The 12,940-nt window shown below is 63.9% G+C and carries 10 protein-coding genes; 2 read left to right on the top strand and 8 right to left on the bottom strand.

The window, feature by feature from the left end:
* Nucleotides 1-29: 29 nt before the first annotated feature.
* The 8 genes from HPY44_16580 to HPY44_16545 all read right to left on the bottom strand — a co-directional run bounded on the left by HPY44_16580 (nucleotide 30) and on the right by HPY44_16545 (nucleotide 9,913).
* Complete coding sequence (locus tag HPY44_16580; GenBank protein ID NSW57628.1) at nucleotides 30-1,505, bottom strand: amidophosphoribosyltransferase; 1,476 nt, start codon at nucleotides 1,503-1,505, stop codon at nucleotides 30-32.
* 59 nt (nucleotides 1,506-1,564) lie between these two features.
* The gene (gene purE / locus HPY44_16575; protein ID NSW57627.1) at nucleotides 1,565-2,065 is read right to left on the bottom strand and encodes a 5-(carboxyamino)imidazole ribonucleotide mutase; all 501 of its coding nucleotides are present in this window, start codon (nucleotides 2,063-2,065) and stop codon (nucleotides 1,565-1,567) included.
* A gap of 71 nt (nucleotides 2,066-2,136) precedes the next feature.
* On the bottom strand, nucleotides 2,137-3,405 hold the full coding sequence (gene purD, locus HPY44_16570) for a phosphoribosylamine--glycine ligase (GenBank protein ID NSW57626.1): 1,269 nt from the start codon (nucleotides 3,403-3,405) through the stop codon (nucleotides 2,137-2,139).
* Nucleotides 3,402-4,802 (bottom strand): replicative DNA helicase, encoded by a 1,401-nt coding sequence (gene dnaB / locus HPY44_16565; protein NSW57625.1) that lies wholly within the window; start codon nucleotides 4,800-4,802, stop codon nucleotides 3,402-3,404. Before dnaB ends, purD begins: the two co-directional genes overlap by 4 nt.
* A 162-nt stretch (nucleotides 4,803-4,964) precedes the next feature.
* Nucleotides 4,965-5,546, bottom strand: a complete 582-nt coding sequence (locus HPY44_16560) for a 50S ribosomal protein L9 (protein NSW57624.1) — start codon at nucleotides 5,544-5,546, stop codon at nucleotides 4,965-4,967.
* A gap of 124 nt (nucleotides 5,547-5,670) precedes the next feature.
* On the bottom strand, nucleotides 5,671-8,301 hold the full coding sequence (locus tag HPY44_16555; GenBank protein NSW57623.1) for an MCE family protein: 2,631 nt from the start codon (nucleotides 8,299-8,301) through the stop codon (nucleotides 5,671-5,673).
* A 17-nt stretch (nucleotides 8,302-8,318) separates the two neighbouring features.
* Nucleotides 8,319-9,083, bottom strand: coding sequence for an ATP-binding cassette domain-containing protein (locus tag HPY44_16550; GenBank protein NSW57622.1), 765 nt, complete (start codon nucleotides 9,081-9,083; stop codon nucleotides 8,319-8,321).
* Nucleotides 9,084-9,145: 62 nt separating this feature from the next.
* Nucleotides 9,146-9,913 (bottom strand): ABC transporter permease, encoded by a 768-nt coding sequence (locus tag HPY44_16545; protein NSW57621.1) that lies wholly within the window; start codon nucleotides 9,911-9,913, stop codon nucleotides 9,146-9,148.
* A 358-nt stretch (nucleotides 9,914-10,271) separates the two neighbouring features.
* Here HPY44_16545 and HPY44_16540 point away from each other — a divergent pair, with 358 nt between their 5' ends.
* Complete coding sequence (locus tag HPY44_16540) at nucleotides 10,272-10,973, top strand: peptidylprolyl isomerase (GenBank protein ID NSW57620.1); 702 nt, start codon at nucleotides 10,272-10,274, stop codon at nucleotides 10,971-10,973.
* 58 nt (nucleotides 10,974-11,031) lie between these two features.
* Nucleotides 11,032-12,936 carry a hypothetical protein gene (locus HPY44_16535; GenBank protein NSW57619.1) on the top strand — a complete coding sequence of 635 codons (1,905 nt, stop codon included), beginning with the start codon at nucleotides 11,032-11,034 and terminating at the stop codon, nucleotides 12,934-12,936.
* Nucleotides 12,937-12,940: the final 4 nt, after the last annotated feature.

Below are 12,940 nucleotides of genomic sequence, written 5' to 3'. Positions count from 1 at the left end.
AGCAGTCACCGGCCGCCCGGGCCCTGGTGTCATACCTGGGTCTTCTCGGCTTCCAGGTCGTACTTGGTGATCTGCAGGTCCGCCGGGATCTCGATAGGGTAAGTCTCATCGAAGCAGGCGGTGCAGAAATTGATCTTCGGCAGGCCAACAGCTTCCACCAGACTGTCCATGTCCAGGAAGGCGAGGCTGTCGGCGCGTACGTGCCGGCATATCTCGTCGACATCCAGCCGGGCCGCGATCAGTTCCTTGCGAGTGGATGTGTCGATGCCATAGAAACAGGGGAACCGGATGGGCGGACAACTGATGCGCAGGTGAATTTCCTTCGCGCCTGCCTCGCGCAGAAGGTCGATCTCCGGCCCTGTGGTGGTGCCGCGGACGATGGAGTCGTCTACCACAACCACGCGCTTACCGGCCACCGCCTCCGGCAAGGGAGACAGCTTCATGCGCACCCCGGCTTCCCGCAGGCGCTGGTCGGGCATGATGAAGGTCCGGTGGATATAGCGGTTCTTGATGAATCCCTCGCCGTAGGGGATGCCGGACTGGCTGGCGTAACCCATGGCGTGGGGAATTGCGCTTTCGGGGATCCCGATGACCAGGTCCGCGTCCACCGGCGCCTGCTGGGCGAGCAGTTCACCCATGCGCAGGCGGGACATGTAAATGCTGCGCCCGTAGATGTGGCTGTCAGGGCGGGCGAAGTAGATGAACTCGAAGATGCAGCAGGCGCTGCGGTCGGGCTGCATGGCTTCGATGACACGCTGCCCAGACCCGTTGAGCACCACGATTTGGCCGGGCTGAACTTCACGCACGAAACTCGCGCCTACAACGCTCAGCGCGCAAGTCTCCGACGCGGTGACCCACGAACCGTTCATACGACCAATGCAGAGAGGGCGGACGCCGTTGGGGTCGCGCACGGCGATGAGACTGTCGGCGGTGCACAAGGCCAGAGAATAAGCGCCTTTGAGGCGCGGCATGATCTCGGCAACGGCCTCTTCAACACTGTCGGCGGGGCTGGTCTCGATCAGTTTCGCAATGACGGCGGTGTCGCTGGTGCTCTTGAAAACGTGGCCCTGCCGCTTGAGTTCGTCGCGCAGAGCCACTGTGTTGATGAGGTTCCCGTTATGGGCCACGGCGAACCTGCCAGACCTGTGCTCGCCGACCATGGGCTGCACGTTCTCGGGAACATTGCTGCCCGTGGTTGAGTAACGCACATGGCCGACCGCCACCTGTCCCCGCAGACCGGCGATGATCTCCTCATCGAAGACTTGTGACACCAGGCCCAGGTCCGCATGCAGGCGCACGGTCTCCCCATCGCCCACGGCGATTCCGGCGCTCTCCTGCCCCCGATGCTGCAAGGCGTACAGGCCAAAGTATGTGCGCCGCGCCACGTCTTCCCCCGGCCCCCAGATACCGAACACGCCACAGGCGTCTCGCCAGGTGCGCTCGGGCAACAGCCTACAACCCGATGTACCGCAGGCGCCCTGGCCACAGGGTCGTGCCGTCTGCATGGATAATCAGCTCCGCCAGATAATGAGGTTCGGTGGACGGGTCGCGGGACCCCGGTAGATCACTGCTCGGCGGCAAGCTTGCGCGCGGCCTGCCGGACTTTCTCTGCCATATCTTCTTTCATTCTCGCCAGACGCTCCGCAACGGCGTCATCCGCGACACCCAGGATCTGTGCCGCGAGAATGCCCGCATTGCGCCCGGTGTCGATGCCCACAGTGGCCACCGGGACGCCGGGGGGCATCTGCACCATAGCGTAGAGAGCGTCCTTGCCGCCAAGAGGCGAGCTTCCGATGGGCAGGCCGATGATGGGCAAAGTGGTATGCGCCGCGAGAACTCCCGGCAGGTGTGCGGCCCATCCCGCAGCGGCGATGATGACCTTCAGCCCGCGCTCCCTGGCGGTGCGTGCGAAGGTGGTGGCCTCCTCCGGCGTCCGGTGCGCCGAAGCCACGGTAATTTCGTAGGCGATGTCCAGTTCCCTGAGCACCTCGACGCAGGATTCTACCTGCGCCATATCCGATGCGCTTCCGAGAACGATCCCGACGACAGCCTTCCCGTTGCCCATGGTTTGTCCCTCGCGAGAGTAGGTATGGTGGGTAAGGTGATGTTCCGGCTGCTGGTTCGGCTCGCTCGAGCCTACGCCAGTGCCCGCCAGCCGATGTCTCTGCGATAGTACATACCGTCGAAGTGGATCTTCTCGACCGCCGCGTAGCAGCGGTCCAGCGCATCCCTGTAGCCGTCGCCCAAGGCGGTCACTCCTAGTACCCGGCCGCCGGCGCTGACGATCTTGCCGTCCGAGAGAGCCGTGCCCGCGTGGAAGACCATGACCCGGTCGTCCTCTTCGGCCCGCTCGATGCCCTGGATTACTTTGCCCTTCTCGTACTTCCCCGGGTAGCCGCCCGAGGCGATGACCACGCAGACGCAGGTCTCGTCAGACCATTCCACTTCGACCCGCGAAAGCCTTCCCTCGGCCGTGGCAAGTAGCACTTCTCCAAGATCGCTCTTGAGGCGCGGGAGTATCACCTGGGTTTCCGGGTCACCGAAACGCACGTTGTACTCGAGGATCTCCGGCCCCGTGTCGGGCAAGATGATACCGCCGTAGAGGGTCCCGGAGTACGGCGTGCCCTCTTCCGCCATTGCCCGCACCGTGGGCCTCAGAAATTGCTCCACGCACTGCGCGACCAGAGCGTCGTCGGCCACCGGGACCGGGGAGTAGCAGCCCATACCGCCAGTATTGTCCCCGGTGTCACCCTCGCCGATGCGCTTGTGATCCTGTGAGGGCACCATGGGCGCCACGGTCTCGCCGTCGGTGAACGCAAGGATCGAGCACTCCTGCCCCGTCAGGCACTCTTCGATGACAAGGCGTTTGCCGGCAGGCCCGAACTCAGCGTCGACCATGCAGCGGTCCACAAATTCCCAGGCCTCTTCCACGGTGCCGGCCACTTTGACGCCCTTGCCGAAGGCGTCGCCGTCGGCTTTGACCACGATGGGTGCGCCACGGTCAGCGATATAGTCTTTCGCCGGGCCCGGCTCGTCGAACACTCTGAACTGCTTCTTCGAGATGCCGTGCCGCGCCAGGATCTCGTCGGTGAAGGCTTTACTGCCTTCGAGCCTCGCGGCTGCCTTCGTGGGTCCGTACACCGGAACGCCAAGATCCCGCAGCTCGTCCACCACACCCAGGATCAGCGGGCGCTCAGGCCCGATGACGACGAGGTCGGGCTTCTCCTGCCGCGTGAGCTCCACCAGCCCCGGCACATCCTCGACGTCCGCCGGAACGCACCGGGCCACACTGCCGATGCCCGCGTTTCCCGGAGCGCAGACGATTTCGCGGACGCTGTCGCTGCGGCTGAGTTTCCAGGCGATGGCGTGTTCGCGGCCACCGGAGCCGATGAGGAGGACCTTCATACTGGGCTGGCACCATCCCGAGACGTGATCAGGTTGTCGAAGACGCGGAACTTGGGGTTGAACAGCACGTTGACCGTGCCGATGGGGCCATTGCGGTGTTTGGCGATGATAATCTCCGCTTCGCCCGGCTCATCCAGGCGCCTGCGGGCTTCGGCAACGGTCGCCTGATCTTCCGAGTTCTCCATTTCGGCCTTTCGCTTGTAGTAGTCAGGCCGGTACAGGAAGCACACAAGGTCGGCTTCGGCCTCGATCGCGCCGCTTTCCGCGAGGTCAGACAGGATTGGACGCTTGTCCTCGCGGCGCTCAACGAGACGGCTCAACTGGGACAGCGCCACCACAGGTACATTGAGTTCCCTGGCCAGGCTCTTGAGTGACCGAGCGATAGCTGAGACTTCCTGGTAGCGGCTCTCGGCGTACTGACTCATACTCGCGAGCTGCAAGTAGTCCACAACGATGAGGCCGACATCGTAGGTGGCTTTGAGCCGCCGTGCTTTGGAGCGCAATTCGAGCACCGGAATGCCCGGGGTATCGTCGATGTATATGGGCGCATTGGGCAGAAACCCCAGGGCATTGCCGATGGCGTTCCAGTCCTCCTGGGTGGCGATCCCCCGCCGCAGTGCCCACGAGTTGACCCGCGCCTGGGCGCACAGGAGCATCTCAGCAAGCTGGCTCTTGGACATCTCAAGGCTGAAAATGCCCACACCCACATTGCCCTGAACGGCGGCGTGGAGGGCGAAATTGGCGATAGCCAGCGACGTCTTGCCCATGGAAGGACGGCCGGCCACGATGATGAGATCGCCGGGCTGCAAGCCGGATGTCTGTTCGTCGAAGTCCACGAGGCCGGTGGGCACGCCGCTGATGAATCCGGGGTTGTTGAATTTCTGGTCCAGCTTCTCGAAGGTGTCCAGCACCGCCGGGCCGATGTGCACGAAATCGCCGCCGGTGCGCCGCTGGGCAATCTCGAAGATACTCTGTTCAGCCTGGTCCAGCACCTCGCCGATATCCTGGGGGTTGGCGTAGCCCAGCCCCTGTATCTTGCTGCCGGCCGCGATGAGCTGGCGCAGGACCGACTTCTCCGCCACGATGGTAGCGTAGCGGCCGACGTGAGCGGAGGTGGGAACCTGATTGATGAGCGCGGTGAGATACTCGCCGCCGCCGACCTGCTCCAGTTTGCCCTGGCGGCGCAGTTCAGCGGCCACGGTCACGATGTCAACGGGCTCGGTGCGGTTATGCACCTCGAGCATCGCGCGAAAGATAATGCGGTGGGCATCTCGGTAGAAGTCTTCTTCCTTGACGATGCTCATCGCTCGCGCGGTGGCGCCGGCCTCGATGAGCATCGCACCCAGGCACGCCTGTTCCGCCTCCAGGTCCTGCGGCGGCAGGCGGTCGGGGGGCACGTCCGCATTCCGAGATGATGCATCAACGGCCAAGGGAATCGACCTCAAGGACCAGTCAATTTCCGCGAGAAAGACGCGCCCGACTGAGGCCCGGACAGACTGTCCGGACCCCAGTCCTTTGACGGCTCAACTCACTTGTTCGCGCGCGGAACGCGTCGCCTGTTACTCTTCCGGCGCCTCTTCTACTTCGGCATCCTGGGATTCGTCGGTGGCTTCATCGGTGGCTTCGTCTTCTGCCGGGGTCTCTTCTTCGGCGACTTCAGCAGCAACAACGGCTTCTTCCTCGTGCTCATCCGACTTCTCGCGCACAACGCTGACCGGAAGCTGGGCCGCCACGGTCTTGTACACGCGCACGCTGATGAGATAGTCGCCCAGCTCGCGGATCGGTTCGGCGATGTCGATGTCGCGGCGGTCAATCTCTGCGCCAATCTGCTCGGCCGCGGCTTCGGCGATCATCGCGGGGGTGACCTGACCGTGGATGCGCTGTCCTTCACCCGCCCGAGCCTTGACGACCACACGTTTGGTTGCGAGTTCGTCGGCGATGGCCTGGGCCTTGGCCGCCTTCTGGGCCTCCCGGCCCTCGATAGCCTTGCGGCGCCTCTCAAGATCCTTGAGCGCGCCCTTTGTTGCCTCGACCGCAAGCTTCTTGGGGAGCAGGAAGTTGCGCGCGTACCCGTCGGCCACTTCGATCACGTCACCCTCGTGGCCCACGCGTTCCACGTCGTCCATCAGAATAACCTGCATTGTATGTCCTCCTGACTATCCAGTCCGAATGGCCCGGCCTGTTCCGGGCTGCTCCAATCAACCCGCGCACGGGGTGGGGGTTCTGCGTTATGTCTGTAGCGGTCCTGCAGTATTCCAGGTTCACTCAGCGTTTCGCGGCGCCGTCACGTTCCGTCGGCTGTGCCCGCTGAAGGCCGGGCTTTCTCGGAAGGCACCGCTGCCTCGCCGCAGGCGGCGTCCCACCCAGGTTTGCGCTGCGCCTGAGACCGATGAACGGTTCGGTTCCGGCGAAGACTTCGCTGGCGCCCAGCGTCAGGTCCCAGCAGTCGCTCAGGCGCCACAGTCCCCGGGCGTCCAGGCGCGGGTCATCCGGGTCCCAGGCATCCAGTTCCAGCCGGAACCGGTCGCTGAGCTGGTAGTCATAACCCACACCAAGCTCATTGGCAAACAGGCCGGCGCGGAAAGTTCCGCCGGAGCCGGTGTGCATGCCGCGCTGCAGGATGAAGGTCTCCGAATCACCCAGGTCACGGATTCCCAGACGCCAGAACAGATCGCTCTTGTCGCCGAAATAGAAGTCGCCCACGAGATCGGCGCGCAGGCCAAAGTCCTCGATGGCTTCCAGGCCTGTGTATGCTTCGCTGTAGCTCGGGCTCAACCTGCGCGAAATGTCCTTGACCCCGGCCACCGTATCGTCAATCCGCGTGAGGGTCTCCTCGGCTTTCTCAGCCACCGCAGCGCCGCGCTCCGTCAACTTTCGAGCGTTCGATACGGTCGCGGTGATATCCTCGGTGACGGCCGGGTCAGTGAGTATCTTGCGCCCGTGCTCGGTAATCGCCTCAAGGTCCTCTGCCGACTGGTTCAGCCGCTGGATGGCCTGCCGCACGTTGGCCCACATCTGCTCATCGTTCACATTCCTTCGGCCGTCTCGCAGGAGCGCTTCGGCTTCCTGGGTCACGCCCAGAATGTGATCGCTGGCCCGGGACAGATTGGACAGCGCTTTGCGGATGCTGCCATCCACTTCCGGGTCGCCGAGAGCGGACACCAGTTCGTTCGTGACCGTCTCCACGTTCGCAGCCGACCGGCGGATGTGACCGCTGGCGGCGGCCAGATCGCCGGGTATCGGTGACATCGCCACGAGATCGTGGATGCGCCGGGTGGTGAACTCAATATCCGCACTGCTTTTTTCGGCAAGCTCAGCGATACGCCCGGTGGTCTTCTCGATATTGGTCGCCGACGTCTCAACCATGGTTCGCGCCCGGCCGGTGACCGCTTCCATGTCCGCCCGCAGCTTACTCGCCGTGGCGGCGATGTCCGAGCTTGTTTTCTCGACATCCGCCGCGCTGGTTTCCATCATCGCGCGGGCCCGGGCAGTCATCGCCACAACATCTTCATGCACGCGCGAGGACATCCCGGCGAGGTTGGCGCTGGCGGTCTCCACATCTCCCGCGCTCTTCTCCACCAAGGCCGCGATGCGCTTCGTGGACCTGCCGATATCAGCGCCGCTGGTCTCCACGAGGGCCGCCATTTCTCGCGTGGCCTTCTCGACCTGCGCTGCGGCGGCCTCGAGGTTGCTGGAGGACTTGGCCAGGAAGCGCCGGAATTCTTCGGCCGAGAGCCGAGAGGTCTCCTCGACGGTCGCCGCGGTCTTTTCAATGTTGGCCGCGGTGTTCTGCACCATCTCATCCAGGCGAGTGGTCATCCGGCCCAGCGACTGCCTGGCCTCGCGCGTGGTTGCATCCACATTCTCGGCGGTTGACAGCACCAGGTCCGATGCCTTCCGCACGGAGCCGATGGTCTGCTCCAGGTCGTCGGCGCTGGTGTCCACCAGTTGCGCCGCGCGTCCGGTGACCTTGCGGATGTCCTCAGCGCTGGCGACAACCAGCCCTCCCGTGCGCTCCATGTACCTCGCGGTCGCTTCAACGCTTCCCGCGCTGCCCTCGATCATCTGGGCGATCCGTCCGGTGCTGCGCTCGATATTGGGCGCGCTGTGGAGGATCATTTGACGCACTCGCTGGGCGCTCAGGTCAAGTTCCCGCGCCGCGGACGCGATCTGGGTGGCTATCTCGCCAATTCGCCCTTCATTTTGCATCGAGATCCGCGCCAGCGCTCTGGAGAAATCCATGGCGTTGGCAGTGGCGCGCTCGACATTTGCCAGGATAAGCGGCAACTGCTCGCGGATCTCCGGGCTCGTGTAGACTTCCTGGAAATCGGCGATCGCCGATTTTACCTGCGCCAGCAAGACGTGGGCATCATCGCCCAGCTCGGTGATACCCACGGCTTTCACGCCGGCGACGTGGTGTCCCGGAGGGATTGGGCGCGGCTTCTCCAGCGGTTCGCCGGAGAGGGCGGCTTCCGCCTCCAATTGTTCCTGAGTCAGGCGCCTGACCGCAATGCTGGTGTCTCCCAGCAGGCCGGACTGGGTGATAACGAACCGGTCGCTGGTCTTGAGATTGACATCCCTGTCGATGGACACATGGACCACGATGGGCTTCTCCGGGAACTCTCGCAACTCCTGGGGAGTAGCCATCCGGATATCCAGCACGCGGCCGACTTCCATGCCCATCAAGAGGACTTTCGCGCCCTTGGAAAGCCCCTCAACATTCGCGAAGTGAATGCTGAGCTGCTGGCCTGACAGGTACCCTAGACGCCCCGTGAGATACACGCCGGTTCCCACCGCGAGCAGGATGACTATCAGGAACATGATGCCGACTTTGGCCTCGGCAACCACAGTCAGGTCAACTCCGCTGATGCCCGTGCACCAGGCTCCCGAGATCACCCGGAAACCGACCGGGCTTACACCTTGATTGGCCCCTCAGCGCTGCCGTGCACGAACTGCTGGACAATGGCGTTATCCGACTCGCTCAGACCCTGCGGCGTATCACAGGCCACGACCTCGCCCTCGTGGATCATCATAACGCGGTCGGAGATGGCGAACAGCTCATCCACTTCGTGGGTCACAACCAGCGACGTAATCCCGAACTTCGCTCTCAAGTCAACGATCAGCCGGTCGATGACTGCCGACATGATCGGATCAAGCCCCGCGCTGGGCTCATCATAGAGCAAGATCTCGGGCTGCAGGATCAGCTCCCGGGCGATACCCACGCGCTTGCGCATGCCGCCCGACAGCTCGGCCGGCATCTTATCAGCAAGCCCGTGGAGACCGACCTCGTCCAGATGCTCATCCACCAGTCGCTTGATTTCCGCCGGCGGCAGCTTCTTCCGGCGCTTGAGACCGAAAGCCACGTTCTCGCCGACAGTCATCGAGTCAAAGAGCGCGGAATACTGGAAGCACATACCCATATCCCGCCGCACTGCCATGAGCTCTTGCTCGGTCAGCTGGAGAATGGATGTGCCCTTGATCGTGATGTCTCCACCGCAGACCGGCAGCAAGCCCATCAGGATCTTGAGCAGAGTGCTCTTGCCGGAACCGCTCATGCCCATGACGCCAAAGATCTCGCCCGGGTAGACGTCGAAAGTCACGCTGCGCAGGACCTGGTAGCCGTTCACCTGGTAGCAGAGATTCCGGACCTGGATGATCGGCTCACGCGTTTCGGACATCATTCATCCCTGGTGCGCGGATGGGCAGCTCGCGCGCACCCCGGTTCCCAGAGGGCAAACCATCACACCTGGAACAGGATGGGTGCCAGGAGCAGGTCGGCGGCGTATACCAGCATGATGCAGTAGACGACAGCGCGCGTCGTGGCCTTGCCCACGGCCTCCGACGCCATCCCGCAGGTCAGCCCCTGGTGGCAACTCACCACGGCGATAATCATCCCGAAGAAGAGGCCTTTGGCGACTCCCCCGACAATGGTGGTGGTCGCCAGGCCGCCCGGGATGTACGCGAAATAGTCGGCAGCGTTGAGATATGGGGTGGTGACGGCCATCAGATACCCGCCCATCACCCCGATCACATCGCCCATGAACACAAGGATCGGCACCATCACGATGCACGCAATGTACCGCGGGGCCACAAGGAAATCCACGGGACTGGTGGCCAGCGCCCGCAGAGCGTCAATCTGTTCAGTGACCTTCATCGTGCCGAGTTCCGCCGTCATGGCAGACCCAGCGCGTGCGGCGACCACAAATGCCACGAGCACAGGCGACAACTCGCGGCACATCATCTCAGCAACCAACCACCCGGCATATTCGTCCACGCCCCACTGGCCGGCTTCGATCGCGCCGTGATATGCGAGAACGGCGCCGGACATCAGCATGGTCACCGCTGCGATGGGCAGGCTCTCCACGCCGATGTGGGCCATCTGGTGTACCGTCGGAGCATATTCAAGGCGGCCCCGCAGGATACCCCCCAGCACATCCATATGCAGGAGAGTGGTCTGCCCGAAAAACGAAAAAAAGCGGACAACCTGCCTCCCGAGATATGCCAGCAAGAGGGGTGCACCACCAGCGTTGCGCGCGACTGGATTGTCCGATCGACGGGCCGATTATAGCCCAGCGGGGAGAATCAAGTCAACCGCACCCCCCGTCTCGCCCGCGCAGGCACAGGTCCGAGCCGCTACCATTGCGCACGCAACGGCGCGTCGCTATACTTCACTCTCTTCATCCGGCGAGACCGTCTGGCCCGGAACCCTCCGCGCCGGCTTCGTGTTGGTAATTCGGGGGTTGTCACGGGGTGGAATACTCACCAATTCATACCGGGTGATCTGTATGAAGCAGGCTCGCATCTGGATCAGCATGGCGGCTTTAGCGGCGGTGCTGATCGCCATGTATGCCATCAATCAGGCCGCGATGGCGCCAAAGCCGAAGCCCGACATCATCTACGAGGGCCGGCTGGCGTACCTCAACGAGACCAATCCCCCCTCGAGCGCGGACAAGCTTCCCGGACAGGAGAAGCCGGAGCAGAAGGAGCCCGCCTCGGATAAAGAGAAGAAGCCCGGGGAAGCGAAGACTACGGAAGTCAAATTGTCGGAAGAGGAGAAGGCCTTGGTTGACAAAGCGAAGGGCTCAGTTGTCAAACTGGTGACGAGCAAGGGCGACATTGTCCTGGAGTTGTACGATGACAAGACCCCCATCCACGTAGGGAACTTCCTGGACCTGGTGGACACCGGCTTTTACAATGGCCTCAAGTTCCACCGCGTCATTGCGAACTTCATGATTCAGGGCGGATGCCCCAAGGGAGACGGCACCGGCGGCCCGGGCTGGACCATTCCGGACGAGGCCGACAAAGGACTCAAACACCGACGCGGGACACTCTCCATGGCCAAGACCTCCGCGCCGAACACCGGAGGCAGCCAGTTCTTCATCTGTCACTCACCACAGCCCCATCTGGACGGTGTTCACACCGTCTTCGGCGAGTGCATCCAGGGCATGGACGTGGTGGATAAGATCGCGCAGGGCGACAAGATCATCACCGCAACCATCCTGAAGAAATCCGACCTGGCCGACGAGGACATCAAGAAGGCCAAGGACGCCCGGGTACCCGAGCGATAGCCCGGTTGCGGCGTTGCGCCGCGACCGCGCAGAGGCAGAAGCAGGAGAGTGAGGGAGTTTGAAACAATCTCGGCCCCGGGCACGCCACCGCATTTCGCTGCTTGCTGCCACGCTTTTCGTGGTCAGCACCCTGATCGTCGGCGGCCTGGGCAGCGCCCAGATGTGGGAAGCGGGCATCGCGCGCACACTCATTCCCCACGGCCGAATCTTGCCTGTGATCCTGGTGGCGGAGGTTCTGGCTTACGCGGCGCTGATGCTTGGGCAGTTCGGTGGTTCCCTGCGTGGCCTACATGTCGTGGCCGGGATCGCTATCGGCATCGTCACCCGCTTTGGCGAGGCGCTTCTTGCCGCCACCGCACATAGCCCCGAGCAAGCCGAGACGCTGCAGCAGGCCTTCTTGCTTTACTACGCCGAGTATTTCCCCGGTGTCCTTGTGCAAATCGCGGTCACCGTTCTGCTTCTGTGGCTCATCAAGGGCGCCTTCGGGGCAGCTCGGGCCACTTTGCAGCCTGCCATCAGGCCGTCCGAGAGCCCCGAAACTATCCGGGAGCAGGAACCCACCCGCGAGCGCCGACGCGAACTGATCGAGCAACTCATGCGCCGCGAGGGTGAGGAGGAGCCGCGGGGAGAGGCCGAACAGCCTCCTGCCACGACGCAAGCAGAGCCGGGACCCGAAAGGGAACCGGCACGCCCACGGTTTGAACTCCGGCCCGTGCCGCGTGGCCCCCAGGCTGTGGAGCCCAGCGCTGAGCACGAGACGGCCAAGCCTGAGCCCGAGGTCATCGCAATGTCTGCTCCGGAGCCGGAGCAGGCCGCCGCGCCGGCCCTCTCCTCGCGCGAGGCCATCCTGCAGGCGCTCGACGACGATGCCCCGGTGGAGCCGAAACGACCCGAACGGCCGGCGGTGGTGCAAGACGACGAGCCGCCCAACGTTCAGGTCATCCAGCCGCACCTGGCCCTCGATGATACCCCCGAGGAGCCCGAGCCCGAACCCGAACCGGAACCGGAACCGGAACCGGAACCCGAACCCGAACCCGAACCCGAACCCGAACCCGAACCCGAACCGGAAAGCCCAACGTTCGTGCCCTCTGAGCACGGGCTGTTCACTTACGAGGTCTCAGCAAGTCGAGCGCCAATTGCAGATGCCGCAACCCTGTCTGGGTGGGCCGATGCAGCTACCCGGGCGCTCCTCTCGGTAGGTGCGGCCCGCCCTGCGCCGGGAGAGACCCCGTCCGGCCGGGCAATCGCATGGGCGCTAGAGCCAGGTGAGCCCGGCGAGAACGCTCCCGCGGTGCTGGAAGACCTCCTGTGCGCGGCTTCCGGGATACTGGAGACGTGCGGCTATGGCGCCTTCGCACGCGGTTTCCTCAGGGTTGGGCGCAAGTACGTGGGTGTTAGCGCGGTGCGCAGCGAAAACAGGGGCCTGGTGGTGGCGCTCACGCTGCCCGGCGAAGCCAACCTGGGCATCGCTGACCTTGCCGTGGGCAAGGTCACTGCAGCATTGCAGGAGGAGGCGCTGCCTGCCTGGCCGCCGATCTCGCGCCCCCAGGCGGTTCCTGCGTACCCGGATGAGGATCTGCAGAGCCGCATCGCGCCGCTGTTTGCGGATCTGCCGGAAGCAACCGGGTTGACGGCGACCGCCAGTTACTGCCCTGGGCGACAGGTCGTGGCCCTTACACGCCGCCAGCCAGGAAGTGTCTTGCCACCGGGCGAGGCTGCCGCGGTGTTCGGGCTGTGCGAAGACCTCTGCTTTGCCTCGCGGTTGGCGGACTGCGACCGCGTGGTGCTCGCGGGAGAGACCGGTTCGGTGGTGCTTGCCCTCACGCAACTCGGCGGCCAGCATGTTCTCGTCGTGCTTGGTCATCCAGGGATCCCAGGGGCCGCTGCGGCAGGCACCCACCTGGATCAGTTGCTGCGCGCTGTAGCACGCCGCCAGGATGCCGTCACCCCGACCGGAGAGTGAACGG

The organism is Armatimonadota bacterium (assembly GCA_013314775.1).
Lineage (GTDB): Bacteria > Armatimonadota > Zipacnadia > Zipacnadales > JABUFB01 > JABUFB01.
This window is presented reverse-complemented; position numbering and strand designations above follow the sequence as displayed.

Bases quoted from the DNA above. Each gene is read 5' to 3' on its own strand.
- HPY44_16580 (NSW57628.1), bottom strand. From the start codon at position 1,505: ATGCAGACGGCACGACCCTGTGGCCAGGGCGCCTGCGGTACATCGGGT.
- purE (NSW57627.1), bottom strand. From the start codon at position 2,065: ATGGGCAACGGGAAGGCTGTCGTCGGGATCGTTCTCGGAAGCGCATCG.
- purD (NSW57626.1), bottom strand. From the start codon at position 3,405: ATGAAGGTCCTCCTCATCGGCTCCGGTGGCCGCGAACACGCCATCGCC.
- HPY44_16560 (NSW57624.1), bottom strand. From the start codon at position 5,546: ATGCAGGTTATTCTGATGGACGACGTGGAACGCGTGGGCCACGAGGGT.
- HPY44_16550 (NSW57622.1), bottom strand. From the start codon at position 9,083: ATGTCCGAAACGCGTGAGCCGATCATCCAGGTCCGGAATCTCTGCTAC.
- HPY44_16540 (NSW57620.1), top strand. From the start codon at position 10,272: ATGGCGCCAAAGCCGAAGCCCGACATCATCTACGAGGGCCGGCTGGCG.